The 16,362-nt window shown below is 62.0% G+C and carries 17 protein-coding genes; 6 read left to right on the top strand and 11 right to left on the bottom strand.

Translation table 11 applies throughout. From position 1 onward, the window contains the following. Positions 1–5 precede the first annotated feature (5 nt). The 4 genes from RAS12_RS02665 to RAS12_RS02650 all read right to left on the bottom strand — a co-directional run bounded on the left by RAS12_RS02665 (position 6) and on the right by RAS12_RS02650 (position 4,066). Positions 6–1,007, bottom strand: a complete 1,002-nt coding sequence (locus RAS12_RS02665; protein WP_306944954.1) for a Bug family tripartite tricarboxylate transporter substrate binding protein — start codon at positions 1,005–1,007, stop codon at positions 6–8. Between the two features lie 88 nt (positions 1,008–1,095). After that, positions 1,096–2,208, bottom strand: a complete 1,113-nt coding sequence (locus tag RAS12_RS02660) for an Ldh family oxidoreductase (protein WP_306944953.1) — start codon at positions 2,206–2,208, stop codon at positions 1,096–1,098. Between the two features lie 51 nt (positions 2,209–2,259). Beyond that, positions 2,260–3,084 carry a FadR/GntR family transcriptional regulator gene (locus RAS12_RS02655; protein ID WP_371321243.1) on the bottom strand — a complete coding sequence of 275 codons (825 nt, stop codon included), beginning with the start codon at positions 3,082–3,084 and terminating at the stop codon, positions 2,260–2,262. A 52-nt stretch (positions 3,085–3,136) separates the two neighbouring features. Beyond that, positions 3,137–4,066, bottom strand: a complete 930-nt coding sequence (locus RAS12_RS02650; RefSeq protein ID WP_306944951.1) for a dihydrodipicolinate synthase family protein — start codon at positions 4,064–4,066, stop codon at positions 3,137–3,139. 222 nt (positions 4,067–4,288) lie between these two features. Between RAS12_RS02650 and RAS12_RS02645 the strand changes: the two genes are divergently transcribed. The 3 genes from RAS12_RS02645 to RAS12_RS02635 all read left to right on the top strand — a co-directional run bounded on the left by RAS12_RS02645 (position 4,289) and on the right by RAS12_RS02635 (position 7,398). Continuing rightward, positions 4,289–5,302 carry a Bug family tripartite tricarboxylate transporter substrate binding protein gene (locus RAS12_RS02645; RefSeq protein WP_306944950.1) on the top strand — a complete coding sequence of 338 codons (1,014 nt, stop codon included), beginning with the start codon at positions 4,289–4,291 and terminating at the stop codon, positions 5,300–5,302. Between the two features lie 74 nt (positions 5,303–5,376). Continuing rightward, the gene (locus RAS12_RS02640; protein WP_306944949.1) at positions 5,377–6,348 is read left to right on the top strand and encodes a Bug family tripartite tricarboxylate transporter substrate binding protein; all 972 of its coding nucleotides are present in this window, start codon (positions 5,377–5,379) and stop codon (positions 6,346–6,348) included. Positions 6,349–6,441: 93 nt separating this feature from the next. Then, positions 6,442–7,398 carry a 2-hydroxyacid dehydrogenase gene (locus RAS12_RS02635; RefSeq protein ID WP_306951271.1) on the top strand — a complete coding sequence of 319 codons (957 nt, stop codon included), beginning with the start codon at positions 6,442–6,444 and terminating at the stop codon, positions 7,396–7,398. A gap of 164 nt (positions 7,399–7,562) precedes the next feature. On the opposite strand, the gene RAS12_RS02630 is transcribed toward RAS12_RS02635, so the two are convergent. The 5 genes from RAS12_RS02630 to radA form a co-directional block, all read right to left on the bottom strand. Beyond that, positions 7,563–7,802: a hypothetical protein gene (locus RAS12_RS02630; RefSeq protein ID WP_306944948.1), complete on the bottom strand. Its 240-nt coding sequence runs from the start codon at positions 7,800–7,802 to the stop codon at positions 7,563–7,565. Positions 7,803–7,997: 195 nt separating this feature from the next. Continuing rightward, positions 7,998–8,303, bottom strand: a complete 306-nt coding sequence (locus RAS12_RS02625) for a helix-turn-helix domain-containing protein (protein ID WP_306944947.1) — start codon at positions 8,301–8,303, stop codon at positions 7,998–8,000. Further along, on the bottom strand, positions 8,284–8,667 hold the full coding sequence (locus RAS12_RS02620) for a type II toxin-antitoxin system RelE/ParE family toxin (protein ID WP_306944946.1): 384 nt from the start codon (positions 8,665–8,667) through the stop codon (positions 8,284–8,286). The genes RAS12_RS02625 and RAS12_RS02620 overlap by 20 nt, the downstream gene beginning before the upstream one ends. A gap of 178 nt (positions 8,668–8,845) precedes the next feature. Then, on the bottom strand, positions 8,846–9,625 hold the full coding sequence (locus RAS12_RS02615) for a sulfite exporter TauE/SafE family protein (RefSeq protein WP_306944945.1): 780 nt from the start codon (positions 9,623–9,625) through the stop codon (positions 8,846–8,848). Between the two features lie 95 nt (positions 9,626–9,720). Beyond that, positions 9,721–11,082: a DNA repair protein RadA gene (gene radA / locus RAS12_RS02610; protein WP_306944944.1), complete on the bottom strand. Its 1,362-nt coding sequence runs from the start codon at positions 11,080–11,082 to the stop codon at positions 9,721–9,723. Positions 11,083–11,530: 448 nt separating this feature from the next. On the opposite strand from radA, the gene RAS12_RS02605 reads away from it, so the two are divergent. Together RAS12_RS02605 and hpaR are read left to right on the top strand one after the other, a co-directional pair. Next, positions 11,531–12,148: a hypothetical protein gene (locus RAS12_RS02605; protein WP_306944943.1), complete on the top strand. Its 618-nt coding sequence runs from the start codon at positions 11,531–11,533 to the stop codon at positions 12,146–12,148. A gap of 116 nt (positions 12,149–12,264) precedes the next feature. Further along, positions 12,265–12,729: a homoprotocatechuate degradation operon regulator HpaR gene (gene hpaR / locus RAS12_RS02600; protein ID WP_306944942.1), complete on the top strand. Its 465-nt coding sequence runs from the start codon at positions 12,265–12,267 to the stop codon at positions 12,727–12,729. Positions 12,730–12,731: 2 nt separating this feature from the next. Here hpaR and hpaD read toward each other — a convergent pair whose 3' ends face one another. Beyond that, positions 12,732–13,583 carry a 3,4-dihydroxyphenylacetate 2,3-dioxygenase gene (gene hpaD, locus RAS12_RS02595; RefSeq protein WP_306944941.1) on the bottom strand — a complete coding sequence of 284 codons (852 nt, stop codon included), beginning with the start codon at positions 13,581–13,583 and terminating at the stop codon, positions 12,732–12,734. Between the two features lie 62 nt (positions 13,584–13,645). Beyond that, complete coding sequence (hpaE, locus tag RAS12_RS02590; RefSeq protein ID WP_306944940.1) at positions 13,646–15,112, bottom strand: 5-carboxymethyl-2-hydroxymuconate semialdehyde dehydrogenase; 1,467 nt, start codon at positions 15,110–15,112, stop codon at positions 13,646–13,648. Positions 15,113–15,296: 184 nt separating this feature from the next. Here hpaE and RAS12_RS02585 point away from each other — a divergent pair, with 184 nt between their 5' ends. After that, complete coding sequence (locus RAS12_RS02585) at positions 15,297–16,355, top strand: fumarylacetoacetate hydrolase family protein (protein WP_306944939.1); 1,059 nt, start codon at positions 15,297–15,299, stop codon at positions 16,353–16,355. The last annotated feature ends 7 nt before the right edge of the window (positions 16,356–16,362 follow it).

Here is a 16,362-nt window from a genome sequence, read left to right as displayed (position 1 = left end):
GGCCCTTAGTCCATGCGAGCGCCGGAGGCCTTGGCGGCCTTGCCCCACTTGGTGATTTCGTTATCGACAAAAGCCGAGAACGACTTCGGATCATCGCCCACCACCACGAAACCCACGCTTTCCAGCTTCTGGCGGATATCGGGCGACGCCAGCGCCTTTACCGTGGCCTGATTCAAGCGCTGGATCACGGCGGGCGGCGTCTTGGCGGGCGCGGACAGGCCGAACCACGATTCGGCGGAGAAGCCCGGATAGCCGGATTCCGCCACTGTCGGCGTGTCGGGGTAGGCGGGATTGCGCTTGGCGCTGGCTACGGCCAGAGCGCGCAATTTGCCCGAGGTGACTTGCGGCAGCAGCGTGTCTTGGTTCAGGAACATCACAGACACCCGCCCGCCGATCATGTCGGTAATGGCCGCCGCGCCGCCTTTGTACGGCACGTGCACCAGATCGATCTTGGCATCTTGCTTGAGCATCTCCATGGCCAGATGGCCCGACGAGCCGCTGCCCGAGCTGGCATGCGTGTACTTGCCTGGGTTTTCTCGCGTCAGCTTGATGAAATCGGCAAAGGTCTTGCCGGGAAACTCCATGTTGGCGACCAGCACATTAGGGCCGGTGGCCAACAGCGAGATATGCGCGAAGTCGCTATTGCGATACGGCATGTTTTGATAGACGGCATAGCTGATGGCGTTGGAACCCACGCCCGACAGCAGCAAGGTATAACCGTCGGGCTCGGCCTTGGCCACAACATCTGAGCCAATGTTGCCGTTCGCGCCGCCCTTGTTTTCAACAATGACGCTCTGGCCCAATTCCTTGGACAACTCAGCCGCCAGCAAGCGACCAACGGAATCCGTACTGCCGCCAGCCGGGAACGGCACAACCAGCTTCACGGGCTTGGCGGGCCATGCGCCCGTTTGCGCCATCAACGCGCCCGGCAGCAAGGCCGCGGCCCCCATCGCCGCCACGGCCAAGACGGCCAGACGTCTGCGCGCGGGATATTTGTTCTGATGCATGGTTTGTCTCCTCATGGTTTTTATAAGTATCAGCCCGGTAGCCGGGTCTGTTGTTGTGGCGTAGCGCCGTACTGCAAAACCTGCAAATTCACATATCGTCCAGCAAATATGGGGTGCCGGCGCGCTGGCAGATGTCACGCAAGCGCTGCGCCAAGGCGTTTGAAATCGGAATGCCCTGCTGTAGCCGGCGCGCGCGCTCGGCGGCTTCGGGTTCGCCCGCCACCAGCACCGGTTCATCCGGGTTGGCGGGCAGCGTATCGTGCATCGCGTCGATCATGTCGTCCATGTCGGATTCAAACGAACCCGCTGCACGGAACGCATCGGGATTGAGCGCCAGGAAAAAATGCCCGACATCGTCGGGTTCGCCGGGACGGCGAGTCGCCTTGCGGCGCGCGGCAAACGCGCTGCCGCTCAACGTGCCGCCCAACACTTGCGCCATCATGGCCAGGCCATAACCCTTGTGGCTGCTCATGGCAGAGGTGCCGCCCAACGGCGTCAGGCCGCCTTCGGGATGCGTGAAGATGTACTGCATGGCGGCGTGCGCATCGGTCACCGCAGCGCCCTGCCCGTCGACCGCCCAGCCCGGGGGCAAAGGCTTGTCCAGGAAGTCATAGACTTTGACCTTGTTGGCGGCGACGGTTGTCGTCGCCATGTCCAGTACGAAGGGTTCGTTGTGGGCCGCAGGCGCGCCGAAGGCGATGGGATTGGTGCCCAACATGGGCATCGCGCCCCGCGTCGGCACCATGATGATGCCGTTGGCGCTGCTGGTCACCAGACCGACCACGCCACGTTCGACGGCAATGCGCGCATACACGCCAGCCGCGCCGAAGTGATGCGAATTGCAGACTGACACGGCCCCCACGCCATGTTCCAACGCTTTATCTACCGCCAGATGCATGGCCTGCGAGGCTACCGGGTAACCCAGGCCGCCCATGCCATCGATCAACGCGCTGGCGCCGCCATCTCGCACGATGCGCGCTCGCGCATCCAAGCGCAAGGAACCCGCGCGCAATTTTTCTTCGTAAGACGGCAGCATCGATATGCCGTGCGAATCGATACCCAGCAAATCCGTCTGCGCCATCAGCCCTGCCGTCGTGTGCGCCAGGTCTTCTGCCATGCCCCACGCTTGCAACACCTGCAAGATCTGTTCGCGAACCTGCTCCACCGGCACGTTCGCCGTTATTGATCCATTCCCTTGCACTCGTTGTCTCCGTAAATCATTGTTTGATCACAGCGGGCGTGGCGGCGCGTGTCAGTCACGTTCGCGGTCCACCAGCCGGTGACGGGCTTGCCCCAAATGAAACTGCATGGCGACGCGAGCGCGCTCACTGTCCTGTTCGCGGATGGCGTCCAGGATCGTGGCGTGTTCGTCCGCGACGCGCTGCGCGCGCTGCCGGGACCCGGTACGCGTCAAGCTCAACGTGAGCCGCATAAAACCGTTGATGGATTCGTGGATGCTTTCCAGTACGCCTAGATAGAAGTCATTGCCGCTGGCTTCCGCGATGCTGGCGTGAAACGCCAGGTCGGCTTCAGGCGAGACTTCGCCACGCGCCAAACCGTCTGCAAATGCCGCGTGGGCGTCGGCGATTTTCTTGAGCTGTTCGTCCGTGCGCCGCAACGCGGCCAGACGCGCGGCATCGCCCTCCAGCGCGACGCGAACCTCTTGTGCACGCAGATAGGCACTGACGTTCTGCACGTCGTTAAAGGTCTTCAGCCGGGGCGCGGGCTGGTGGCTGACAAAGGTGCCCAACCCCTGATGCGCGGTAATCAGGCCGTCCGCCCGCAAGCGCAACAGCGCCTCGCGCACGACCGGACGCGACACGCCAAAGCGTTCGGAAATCTCGTTCTCGGACGGCAGCTTGTCGCCCACATTCAAGCCGCCAGACACGATCTGTTCAAAGATCTGCCCATAGACCTGATCCGCCAGGCGCACCCGGTGGCCGCGTTCGAGCACCTGCGCGCCGGGCGCGTCGATATCGGCGGACGCCTGCGGCTCGGACGAAGGGGATGCTTTGATTCGGGCCACGGAACCTCCTGAGTGCTTAGGCCTGCTCACCGCTTGGCGAACAGCGCTCATCGTACCGCCATTGGGCGGGCCGGCAAGCGCTTCTTGGCCATGTCAGGCGGTCTCAGGCCGCCACGGTTTCCCGATCCCACGCCGCCAGGGCGCGAGCCACCGGCGCTACCCGTTCGCGCTCGGCGCTGGAGATGCCCGTCAACAGCGGCAACATCGGCCCCATGTCCGCTACGCCCGACAAGGTGACCGCATCATGCAACACGCGGATGGGGCTGATCCCATCGCGGCAATCTTCCAGGCCCATGTATTGTTCACGCACCGTTTCAGCCTCGTCGTAGCGCCCTTCGCGCAGCAGTTGCAGCAAGCGCATCGAACCGCGCGGCGCCACGCAGACGGACCCCGAGGTGAAACTCTTCAAGCCGAAATCGCGGTAGTGAATGATGGCCGGACGTTCGCCGATGCCGCTGACGATCCAGCGCGAATCCACCGACTGCAACAGGGACGACAAATACGCATCCTTCGACGGGTTGTCGCGGACGACGGCGTACTTGAACGCCACGATGCGGCCCTCTTCGATCAACCGCGCTGCGGTGGCGGGCGCAAGGTAGTCGGCCGATTTGATATAGACCACGGCCGGCTTGCCCAAGGCGTCGGTAAACCGGCGCACCCCGTCGGCAAGGCCGGCATCGGTGTACGGAAAAGACATGGGCAGCAGCATGGCAGTCGGAAAAGCGCGGGATCGCAAAATCGCCGCCTGATCCATCATCTTGCCGTAGTCGGGACCAACAGACGGCAGTATCCAGGTGTCGGCGCCTGCCAGCCCAGCCAGCATATCCACGATGCGTCCGTACTCACTGACGCCCACGTTATAGAAATTGGCATTGCCGCCGTACATGACGTTGCGCACGCCGCCCGCTTCCAGGTGACCTAGCAGGGCCTTGTTGGCGGCTTCGTTCAGGGACAGATCGTCGTGGCGGGCCAGAGGCGGCACGGCGATAACCGAACGCTGCAAATCCTGGGCGGTGACCGGTGAAGTTTTCATGGACGGAGCTCCTGGCTGATCCAGTTGTCAGATGAGTAAGGTGAAAAAAGTATACTTGGTTGACAAGTGAATTCTCAATACCTATATTTGTTTGACAAGCAAAAAAGGCATCACAACGCGGGTTGCGATAAGCGCCAGCGGCTTCAAGCCTCGGGCCATGCCAGGGGCGCGGTATCCCCACAAACGATGCGCGGCCACGCGCACACCGAGGAGACAGAATTCATGAATGCAGCCCCTGTGCGAGGCCGTAGGATCGCGGCCGCCGCCATCATGTCCGCGTTGACGGCCACGGCCTTTCTGCTATCTGCAGCACCGGCACTGGCCGACTATCCTGAACGAGACGTGAAGATCATCGTGCCCTTCCCCGCCGGCGGCACTGCCGACATCGCGGCAAGAATCGTGGCTGCGGAACTGGGCAAGAGCTGGAACAAGGCAGTCGTGGTGGACAACAAGGCAGGCGCGGGCGGCAATGTGGGCACGGCAGAAGCTGCGCGCGCAACCGCCGATGGCTACACCTTGCTGATGGGCACAGTCAGCACACATGCCATCAACCAATCCGTTTACGCCAAGCTGCCGTATGACCCGGTCAAGGATTTCGTGCCGGTGACGCTCGTCATCCCGGTGCCGAACATTCTTGAGCTGAATCCCAAATTTGCGGACAAGCATGGCATCCGCACTGTGGCGGACCTGATCAAGTATCTGAAGGCCAATCCCGGCAGTGTCAACATGGCGTCCACCGGCAACGGGACATCCACGCATCTGTCAGGCGAACTGTTCCAGACCATGACGGGCACTCGCATGACGCACGTGCCCTACAAGGGCAGCAGCCCGGCATTGACCGACGTGATGGCCGGTTCGGCCGATCTGATCTTCGACAATCTGCCGTCCTCCATGGGTTTTATCAAAGGCGGGAAGTTGCGGCCCCTGGCGGTCACTACCGCGGCGCGCTCACCCGCTTTGCCCGACGTGCCAACACTGGCTGAATCCGGCGTGAAGGGATACGAGGCATCCAGCTGGTTCGGCCTGTTGGCGCCGGCAGGCACGCCGCCCCAAATCGTAGAAAAAATCCAGCGCGACGTGTCGGCCGCCTTGCAGCAAGAGGCCGTGCGCGCCCAGTTGCAAGCCCAGGGCGCCACGCCATCGGGCAACACCCCCACGCAATTCAAGCAGTTCATGGCGCAAGAAACCGTCAAGTGGGCAGCGGTCGTGAAGACATCCGGCGCCAAGGTCGACTGACCTGACGCCGATACGGGCCCGCCCGCAACGCGTGGGCGGCGGGTTCTTCAACATCACGCGAACCAGGAGACAACATGAATAAACTCATCAGCGCGGTGGCCGCCGCAGGCGCCGTACTGCTTGCCGTGCCGGTTGCGCATGCTGCCGGCTACCCTGAAAAACCGGTCACGATGATCGTTCCCTTTGTGCCGGGCGGGTCGTCCGACATTACTGCGCGGTCCGTCACGCCCGCCCTGTCAAAGATCTTGGGGCAGACCTTCGTGGTCGAGAACAAACCTGGCGCCAACAGCGCCATTGGTGCGCAGGCTCTGGCGCGCAGCACCGCGGACGGCTACACCATGATGGTCGGCTCGATCGGCACGTTTGCCATCAACGAGGCGCTCTACAAAAATCTTTCCTACAACCCCAGCAAAGATTTCACGTATCTGACGCAAGCGGTGCGCAACCCCAATGTGCTGGTCGCCGCCCCCACGTTTCCCGCCAGCACCGTAGCGGAATTGGTGGCCTATGCGAAGAAGAACCCGGGCACCGTGTCCTACGCCTCTTCCGGCACGGGTTCATCGGATCACTTGTCCGCAGTGCTGTTCCGCCAACGCACGGACAGCACAGGCGTGGACGTCCCGTACAAAGGCGGCGGCGCCGCGATTGCCGACCTGATCGGCGGACAGGTCAATGTGTCCTTCCAGAATCTGGGCGCGGTGCAAAACCACATCAAGGCCGGCAAGCTGAAGGCGCTGGCTATCACCGGCGACGCGCGCGCGGCAGATCTGCCCAACGTGCCGACGCTGGGCGAATCGGGCATCAAAGATATGGTGGTGTATTCCTGGCAAGGTTTCGCCGTACCAAAGGGCACGCCCGACGCGGTGGTGCAACAGCTGTCCAAAGCCTTGCAAACCGCGCTGCGCGACCCGAAGACGGAACAAACGTTGCAAGGGCTGGGCTTTGAAGTCGTGGCCAATACGCCGCAGCAGTTCACCGCGTTTCAACAAGGCGAGGTCAAGCGTTGGAAGGATGTGATCCAGAAAGCGAACATCCAGTTGGAATAAGCAAATGAGGGGATGGCTGCGGGCATCCCCTCAGCTTGATTCAAGGTTGAATCAAGTAGCATGATCGTTTTCGCCACCCACTCGTACGACAACATGACCACTAAGCATCGCATCATCCAGGTCGGCTCGCTGGCCGGCTCCCCTACCGCCAACAAAAGCCTTGCAGACCGCTATGACGTAGTTGAGCTGTGGAAATTTCCCGACCGCAAGGCCGCGCTGGCCGAACACGGCAAGGGCATTACGGCCGTCGTCACGTCGGCCAACTACGGCGCCAATGCCGAACTGATCAACGCGCTGCCCGACCTGAAAGCCATTTGCAGCTGGGGCGTGGGTTATGAAACCATCGACGTCGAGGCCGCCCATAAGCGTGGCGTGCAGGTCAGCAATACTCCTGACGTCTTGACGGACTGCGTGGCGGATCTGGCCTGGGGCCTGCTGATCGCCGGCGCTCGGCGTATGGGCCAGGGCGAACGTTTCGTGCGCGCTGGGCAATGGGGCCAGGTTCACGGCAGCATTCCGCTGGGCCTGCGCGTCAGCGGCAAGAAGCTGGGCATTGTGGGTCTGGGCCGCATTGGCGAAGCCATTGCCAAACGCGGCACGGGTTTCGATATGGATGTGCGCTATCACAACCGGCGCAAGCGTGATGACATCGCTTACGGCTACGAAGCGTCGCTGACGGATCTGGCCAAGTGGGCCGATTTCCTGATCGTCGCCACCGTGGGAGGCCCCAGCACACGCCATCTGGTCAACCAAGAAGTCCTGGAAGCCTTGGGCCCCAAGGGCATCATCGTCAACATCGCGCGTGGTCCGGTCATCGACGAAACCGCGCTGGTCGCGGCGCTGGAAGCCGGCAAGCTGGGTTGCGCAGCGCTTGACGTATTCGAGCACGAACCCAAGGTACCCGAGGCTCTCATCAAGAGCGACAACGCCGTGATCTTGCCGCACATCGGCAGCGCAACGCTTGAAACACGCCTGGGCATGGAAAACCTGATGCTGGACAATCTACGAGCCTATTTCGAAACCGGCCACGTCATCACGCCGGTGGAGTAAGCCCGCGCCTTGCCTCAGCCGCGCTTGCGGCTGCGCGCAAAAGCGTCTGATCCAGAAATGAAAAAGCCTCTCGGTGCCCATACCGAGAGGCTTTCGACTTTACGCTCCCCGCGGGACCGCAAGTCTTCTTGCAAAGGAACTACTCAGGGCTTCTCAGCCCCTGCCTACTTTGCCGGCGTCGTGGCGCCGGACTTGTCCATCTTTGCTGCGTGATCCGACTTGCCTGTCCCCTGCTTGGCGGACGACTTGTCAGACTTGTGATGCTTGTGCTGCGCTTGGGTCTTGGTTTCACCCGCCTTGGCTGTGGCATCGGCGCCCGCCGCAAACGCAGAAGGCGCAGCAGCAAGACCGAGGCATAAGGCCGAGGTGGATAAGAACGCAGCAATACGGGAGTGAGTCGTCATTTCATGAACTCCTAAATGTATAAGGCCAGAAGCCTTTCCGACGCGGGGCGGCAACATCGCCGCTTACCCCGTACTCCGTTGGAAGCCGGACCACCTGGAAGGTTCAATGCGGAACCACAAACTTTCTGCCGCTAACGACTCGTCATACCTGGCGCGCTGTGGGTTGCTGTGACTGCGGGCCGCGTAGCGCCGTCATCAGACAATCGCCTGCAAGCCCTTGTCGGCAATGATGTTCAACAATTTCAGCGCCGGACCTGTAGGCTGGGTCTCGCCCTGCTCCCATTTGCGCACTGTGGACGCCGTCGTATGCAGATATAGCGCGAACACGGGTTGACTGAATTGCAGCTTTTCGCGCAAGTGCTTGATGTCGGTTGGGCTGAACTTTCGTACCGGCGGCGGGCAAATAGCGTCGAACTCGCGCATCGTCACTTTTCCAACCACGCCGGCATCGTGCAGCGCAGTCAGATCGTCACGCAGGGATTCAATGATTTTGCTCGCCACAACTTACCTCCGATAGAACACCAATCCGTACCGCCGTGGACAGCCCTTCTGCAGACAATTCCAGGAACACTCTGCCAGCGAATTGCAGGGCCCGTCTTTCGTCCTCTGAAATGCCGTCTTTGGCGCTCTTGGAAAACCCATGCAGAAACACGTAACGGCTACCAATCCGTGCAGACAACAAAGCGCGATAAGCGTCTCGCTTACCGCCGCCCGCACGAGCGATTCGCTTCTTGTAAAGGGAACCTCCGAGGTCTGCATTGATCAGGCCATGTTCCATCTCTTGAAGCGCCTCGCACAAGCTGGCGTCGGGCAAATTCTCGCTCCTTTGCCATCGGGCGAAATTCTTGCGCTTAAAGGATTTCATTACGTACGCACTCCGAAATCATACCCGATACGGGTATGGAATACTAACGCCCCAAGACGGTTGCAAAACCTTGCGGTTGTCGTCGCATACCGGTATCACCGTTTGCAGGGCGCAGCTCGATTCGTCATCCTATACAAGCTTGGCCAGCGAGCGCCCGCATGAAGTGGCAATAACAGCACTACGCCTCGAAGGCCAATAACGCGACGGTAGCGAACAGCATGAGCGCGAAGCAGGCTCTCAGCTTTCGTTCGGGAAGGCGGTACGCCAGACGCACGCCTACAGGCACGAAGAGCAGACTGCCAATGGCTAGCGGCAAGCCGACCGTCCAGTTGGCCTGGCCTGCCCATGCGTACGTGATGAGCGCGATGGTCGAGCCTGGAATGACCATGCTCAACGCCAGCGCTTGCGCAGTCGTTTGCGGCAGACGGAAGACCGACGTGATGATGGGCACGGCCAGCACTGCGCCGCCAACGCCAAAGAATCCGCCCAAGGTTCCGCACAGGATGCCCAGCAGCGTAGCAAGGCGCGGCGTGAATACAGGCGCGGGACGCTTGTCCTTATGCTGGTGACGGGCCGCAGGGCGCGATGCGCGCCATGTCTGCCAGACATAGAACAGCGCGATGAAGAACAGAAATACCGCAAAGCTCTGACGCAGGATGCTGGAATCGATGCCCAGCGCCAGCCGCGCACCGACCCACGTGAACACGACTGCGCCCGCCGCGCCCGCCAAGGCGACACGCCTATCGATACGTGTCTGCTGGTTGTACTTGCGCACCGCCATGGTGATGGCGGGCAGCACCATGATCAACGCGGTGCCTTGCGCCAGTTGCTGCGACATCCCCATCAGCAACACCAGCGCGGGAATGGCGATCAGGCCGCCGCCGATGCCAAGCGCGCCACCCATGAAGCCAATCAGACCGCCGGCGGCCAGGCACACGGCAATTACATACAGACTCACGTCTTGCTCCAGCACGCCTGGCGTTGTGTCGCGCAGGCAATCAAGAAAAGAATTTCAGAGATGAAAACCGCCACGAGCCAGAGCTGGCCGTGGGGTCAACGCAATTTATCCAGCGCGGCGTCCAGCCGGTCCACCGCCCAGATCTCCAGGCCCTCGATGGGCTGGCGCGGCGCGTTGGCCTTGGGAATCAACGCAATGGAAAAACCCAGCTTGGCCGCTTCGCGTAGCCGTTCCTGACCACGCGGCGCGGGCCGGATCTCGCCCGCCAGACCGACCTCACCAAATGCGATCAGACCGCGCGGCAGTGGTTTGTCGCGCAGGGAAGACATGATGGACAGCAGCACCGGCAGGTCCGCCGCAGGTTCTGTAATGCGCACGCCGCCCACCGCGTTGACGAAGACATCCTGATCAAAGGTTGATACCCCGGCATGCCGGTGCAGCACCGCCAGCAACATCGCCAGCCGGTTGCCTTCCAGGCCCACGGTCAGCCGGCGCGGGTTCGGCGCGTGAGAACTGTCGACCAAGGCTTGAATTTCTACCAGCAGCGGACGCGTGCCCTCTTGCGTGGCCATGACGCAGGAGCCCGCCACTTGCTGTTCGTGTTGCGACAGAAATAGCGCGGACGGATTCGCCACGCCGCGCAGGCCGCGGTCCGTCATTGCAAAGACGCCCAATTCGTTGACCGCGCCGAAGCGGTTCTTGAACGCCCGCACCAGACGGAACGACGAATGCGTGTCGCCTTCGAAATACAGCACCGTGTCGACGATGTGTTCCAGCACACGCGGCCCCGCCAGCGCGCCGTCCTTGGTTACGTGACCGATCATGACGATGGCGATGCCCGTCTGCTTGGCCAGACGCGTCAATTGCGCCGCGCATTCGCGCACCTGCGACACCGAACCCGGCGCCGCGCTCAGTTCACCGCTATACACCGTCTGAATCGAGTCAATGACCGCAACCGTGGGCTTTTGCTCGGAAACGGCCGCTTGAATGGCTTCCAGCCGGATCTCGGCCAGCAAATTGACGTTGCCGGTCTGCAAGTCCAGGCGGCGGGCGCGCAGAGCCACCTGTTCGGCGGATTCTTCGCCTGTGACATACAACACGTTGGTGGTCAGGGACATCGACGCCAGCGCTTGAAGTAACAAGGTGGACTTGCCAATGCCAGGGTCGCCGCCTATCAGCACCACCGCGCCAGCTACCAGGCCGCCGCCCAGCACCCGGTCAAACTCATCCAGCCCCGTGGGCTGACGAGGCGTTTCACGGGCTTCGATTTCAGACAGGCTGCGCACCGGGCTGGCAGAAGCCAAGGGTGCGTAGCGATGGGCGGCCGCAGCGGGCGACGAGGACTCCACCGTTTCTTCAAGGGTGTTCCAAGCATTGCAATGCGGGCATTTGCCCTGCCACTTCGGGGTGGTGCCGCCGCAGTCGGCGCAGACGTAAACAGTTCGGGATTTGGCCATGCGCGAAAGTGTACCGGCAACCCGCCTATGCAGCGCGTGATCTGCGCAGCACTGCGTGCGAAGGCGTCGCATCAAATAACCCATCCCCATGACGCATTTGCACCGTGTTGGCGCACCAATCTGTCATTTTGCTTTCATAAAAAGGGACACGCTGACGTTACACGATGCAAACTCAAGAAATTACCTGCTTGAATTCCACAAATCGCGCATAATCGGCAGGTGCAGCGCATTGTCGAACCGCCCAGTCCAGGACGGCATACCCAACGCCACACGCCCGCAAGGGCGCAGCAACGGGAATCGCGGCGCAATCACCATGCGGCTTTTTTTTTGCCGCCTAAACCGGAACAAGACCCGAGCCACGACGAGATCGCCGGACAACCGGCGCGGCGCACGCAGAGGTCAAACGCGAATACGTCAACCACCCGGCGTATGCGCGAGGAGTACGCGCATGAGCATTACCTATCGCCCCCCCTTTGACGAAGACGACGAACGGGATCTGCGCGCCCTGTACCGCAAGCCCAGACCCGGGAACACACCCGAGCTGGACGCTGCGGTGCGACGCAGTTGGCACGCTGGCCATAGCTGGCATCCTGGCTGGGCTGCTGCGGCCTGCGCTGCGATGGTGGCCGGCCTGTTCGCGTGGACCGACATGCGCGAAAGCGCAGACATGGCGGATATGAACGCCCAATTGACCGCTCCCCATGAAGCCAGCACAAGTGCCGAGCGCTCGCCCGCGCCCGCCGCCGTGCTGACGGATGCCGTGGCCGTCAAGCAATCACCGCCCGTCACCCAACGCGTTGCCGCACCCGCTGCCGAAGCCGCGCCCACTCAGGCTGCGCCTACGGCCGAGCCTGCCGGCACTGCCCAACCCGGCGACGCCACTGCTACCGAGGTCGTGGCGTTCAGCGAGCAAGACGTCGAGGCCCGAGTGGCTCACATCCGGGCGCTGATGCAGGACGATCAGCAAGATGAGGCCGTGGCGGCTTTGCGCGAATTGCAGCAAGGCGCACCCGACCTGACCCTGCCGGACGATTTGCAGGAATTGGCGCAGCAAAACCCGGCCTGATCCGGCCCGTTACAGGTATCGGCCCGCTTCCCATAGCGGTCCGATGGCTGTGCGCGCCTTCCCCGCCTGCAAAGAATTGATCAAAGACAGCACGGCTTCTTGCTAACATAGCCGCCATGAGTCCGAGCTTCCACCACCGCAATCTTCCCCATCTGCTGCTCTACGCACGCGAAACCCTGATGGCGCATTTCCGTCCCGTGCTGCACGCGGCCGGCGTCACCGAACAACAGTGGCGTGTGTTGCGCACATTAAGCGAGGTGGACTCCATGGAACCCAACCAGATCGCGCGCAGCTGCCAAATCCTGAGTCCCAGCCTGACCCGCATGCTGGCTGGCATGGAAGAACAAGGCCTGATCAAGCGGGTGCGTTCCAACGCCGATCAGCGGCGCCAGGAAATATCGCTGACCCCCAAGAGCAACAAGCTGATCGACCGCATGCGTCCGCAAGTCGATGCGAAGTACCAAGAGATCGAGGGCAAGATCGGCAAGGAATTGCTAGATCGCCTGTACCGCGATGTGGACGCCATGGTCGACTTGATCAAGCGCGACGCACCGGGTTCAGATGAGTCCGAGAAAACCTGAGCTCAGGCCGGCACCGGAAAGATCGCGTTGATCTGCCCCGTGCCGGAACTGGTGAAGTAGTCGGTCACGATCTCCACTGGTTTGTCGTATTTGTCCCAACCCAACAGTCCCAGCAGCATCGCCGTGTCGTGCATGCCGCCCTCGCCCACGCATAGGCCGGCGTATTCGGGCAGCATGGCGCAGAAGGTTTTCCAATCCCCTTGCCGCCACAGATCCACCACGCGCAGGTCAACCTGGCGATAGAACTCGCGGCTGATCTGATGCATGGCGGCTTCCGGGCTGCCGTTGTCATTGAAGCGGTGCGATAAAGATCCGCTTGCCAGCACGGCCACGCGGCTGTCGCTGGATTCAATGGCCTGACGTAGCGCCGCGCCAAAGCGGCGGCTTTCTTCCAGCGTGTGCCAGGCGCACCACGCCGCCACGGACACCACGTTGAAGCGGCCATCTTCGTTCATGTAGCGCATTGGCACCAAGGTGCCGTATTCCAATTCAAGGCTGTCGATCTCGTGCGAGCGCGTGCCCACGCCTGCGGCATTTGCATGTTCTGCGACAAGGCGGCCCAACGCCGGGTTGCCGTTATAGGCGTAGTCCATGTCCTTGATGAAGTGCGGCAGTTCGTTGCTGGTGTAGCGGCCCTTGAAATGCGCGTTAGCGTTCACGTGATAGCCGGCGTTGACCAGCCAATGCACATCCAGCACCACGATGCTGTCCACTTCCAGATCGCGGCATCGCTGTCCGATGATGCGATGCCCCTGAATGGCGGCTTCTCGGCACCCGTGATGCTTGCCGGGCTGTTCCGACAAATACATTGACGGCACGTGAGTCACCTTAGCCGCCAGCGCGAGCTTACCCATGATGATTGCCTCCTCGATCTCGGGATCGATTATGTTTTGGTGTGGATCGGTTCAGGCCGCGCTCAAGCGCCCCATTTCGGAATGTGATGGCCGCCCATCGACACGCAGACGTTCTTGATTTCGGCGAACACTTCGTAGCTGTATTCCCCGCCCTCCCGGCCGGTGCCGGATTCCTTCGTGCCGCCAAACGGCTGGCGCAAATCTCGCACGTTCTGGCTGTTGATGAAGACCATGCCGGCTTCGATGCCGCGGGCCAACCGGTGTGCCCGGCCGATGTCACTGGTCCAGATATACGAAGCCAGCCCGTACTTCACATCGTTGGCGAGCGCCAGACCGTCGGCCTCGTCCTTGAAGGGCAGCAGGCAGGCGACCGGTCCAAAAATCTCTTCCTGGGCGCACCGCATGCGGTTGTCGACGTCCGCCAGCACCGTGGGGCGCACAAAATGGCCGCCTGCCAGATGTGCCGGCAGACCCGCAGGTTTGCCGGCGCCGCCCGCCAGGATGCGGGCGCCTTCCTTTTCGGCCAGATGAATGTAGCCCGTGACCCTTTCCCAGTGCTGACGCGAGATCATTGCGCCTACGTGAGTGGCGTCGTCGCCGGGGTCGCCCACGACCAGCCGGTCTGCGCGCTCGGCAAACTTCTGCACGAATGCGTCGTAGATGGTCTGCTGAACGAAGATGCGCGACCCGGCGGTGCAACGCTCGCCATTCAGAGAAAAGATGGTGAACAGCGCGGCGTCCAGCGCGCGGTCGATATCCGCATCGTCAAAGATCAGAACTGGAGATTTGCCGCCCAGCTCCATCGAATATTTCTTGATGCCGCCCGCGCTGGCCAGGATCTTTTTACCGGTAACAGTGCCCCCTGTAAAAGAAATGGCCCGCACGCCCGGGTGGCGCACCAGCGCATCGCCCGCGTTGGCGCCATCGCCCTGTACCACGTTCAACACGCCGGCCGGTATGCCAGCTTCCAGCGCCAGCCGCCCCAATTGGTCTGCGGTCAGGGGAGACAGCTCGGACATTTTCAGCACCGCGGTGTTGCCCAACGCCAGACACGGCGCGGTCTTCCAGGTGGCCGTCATGAAGGGCACGTTCCACGGCGACACCAATGCGCACACGCCAACGGGCTGATAGAGCGTGTAGTTCAGCATTTGATCGTCGACCGGATAGGTGTGGCCGTTCATCCGTGTACACACTTCGGCGAAGAAATTGAAGTTCTCTGACGCGCGCGGAATCAGCTGTTTGCGAGTTTGCGAAATGGGCAGGCCAGTGTCGCGGGTCTCCAGGTCGGCCAGAAGCGGCACGTTCTGATCGATCAGCTCGCCCAGCCGGCGCATCAGCCGGGCACGCTCCTTGGCGGGTGTGTTGGCCCACTTGGGAAAGGCGGCAGCCGCGGCGGACACGGCCGCATCGATTTCGGCTTGCCCTCCTGCGGCGACCTCATCAATGGCCTCACCCGTGGCGGGGTTGTAAGTGATGAAGCGATCTTTGCTGTCGACTTGTTTGCCATTGATCCAGTGCTTGATGCTCACGTGCGGCTCCTCGTTCTGACTGGCAACATCCACAGGCTGCCAAATTTTAATTAACACGTTAACATTATGCCGGCAAGCTGGCGCTGTCAACGCCGGGAAACCCCGATCCGGCTGGAACAAAAAAGCGCCCGCGCGCATTGCCCGGCACCGCCTTTTTCACTATGATACTTAACATGATAACTATATGACGCAAGGGGGAGACATGCCGCATATCTGGATTGAGTATTCCGGCAACCTGGACCTGGATACGCAAGCGCTGATGCGAACCGTGCAAAACGCCGCCGTGGGCGACGGCAGCCTGTTCCCGCTGGCGGGCGCACGCACCCGCGCGCTGCGTGTGGACGACTGCCTGATTGTCGATGGCCACCCGGATAACGCCTTCGTGCATGTGGTGCTGCGCATTGGACATGGCCGCAATGATGCGCAGAAAGCCGCGCTCGGCGAACGCGTATTCCAGGCGCTGACGGCCGCGCTCGCATCGCATATGGCGGCGCGCCCCTTGGGGCTGTCCATGCAAATCGAAGAAGCGGACCCGATCCTGAATTACAAGCAGAACAACTATCGCGAGCACCTGGCAGCGCGTGCGGCCCATGCCGCTGCGGCGCTTCCGCGGACGGTCGTGGGAGCCGCGCTGAACTGGCATGCTTCGCTGGCGGCGCTAGGCGACACCGTAGCGTCGCCCCCGCACAAGGGCGCCCCGCAGGCGCCCGTGCTGTATATCAAACCCGCCAACACCTATGCGCAGGACGGCGCGGTCATTACGCTGCCCGCCGACGTTGACGAAGTGGAAGTGGGCGCCTGCCTGGGCGTGGTGTTCGCCAAACGCGCCACCCGCGTAAGCGAAGCCCACGCATTGGAGTACGTGGCGGGTTACCGCGTGGTTGCGGATCTGTCCGTTCCGCACGCCAGTTATTTCCGCCCGGCGCTAAAGCAAAAATGCCGCGATGGCTTCTGCCCTATCGGCCACGATCTTGCACCGGTGTCTGCCGTGTCCAACCCCGACGCGTTGGAGATTGAAGTGCGGGTAGATGGCCAGATCGCACAGCGCGCATCTACCACCGGTCTGATCCGCCCCGTCGCACGGCTGATCGCCGACGTTACGCAGTTCATGAGTTTCGAGGCCGGCGACATCTTGCTGGTCGGCGCCCCCCATGGCGCGCCACGAGTGCGCGCAGGTCAGCGCTACGACATCCACATTGCGCAGATCGGCACGCTGGGCAACGTGTTATCCGCCGCCTGCTAAGGAGCCC

The sequence above is a fragment of the Achromobacter seleniivolatilans genome (genome assembly GCF_030864005.1).
Classification (GTDB): Bacteria; Pseudomonadota; Gammaproteobacteria; order Burkholderiales; family Burkholderiaceae_B; genus Achromobacter; species Achromobacter seleniivolatilans.
Note: the sequence above shows the minus strand (reverse complement) of the source record. Positions and strands in the feature narration are given on the sequence as shown.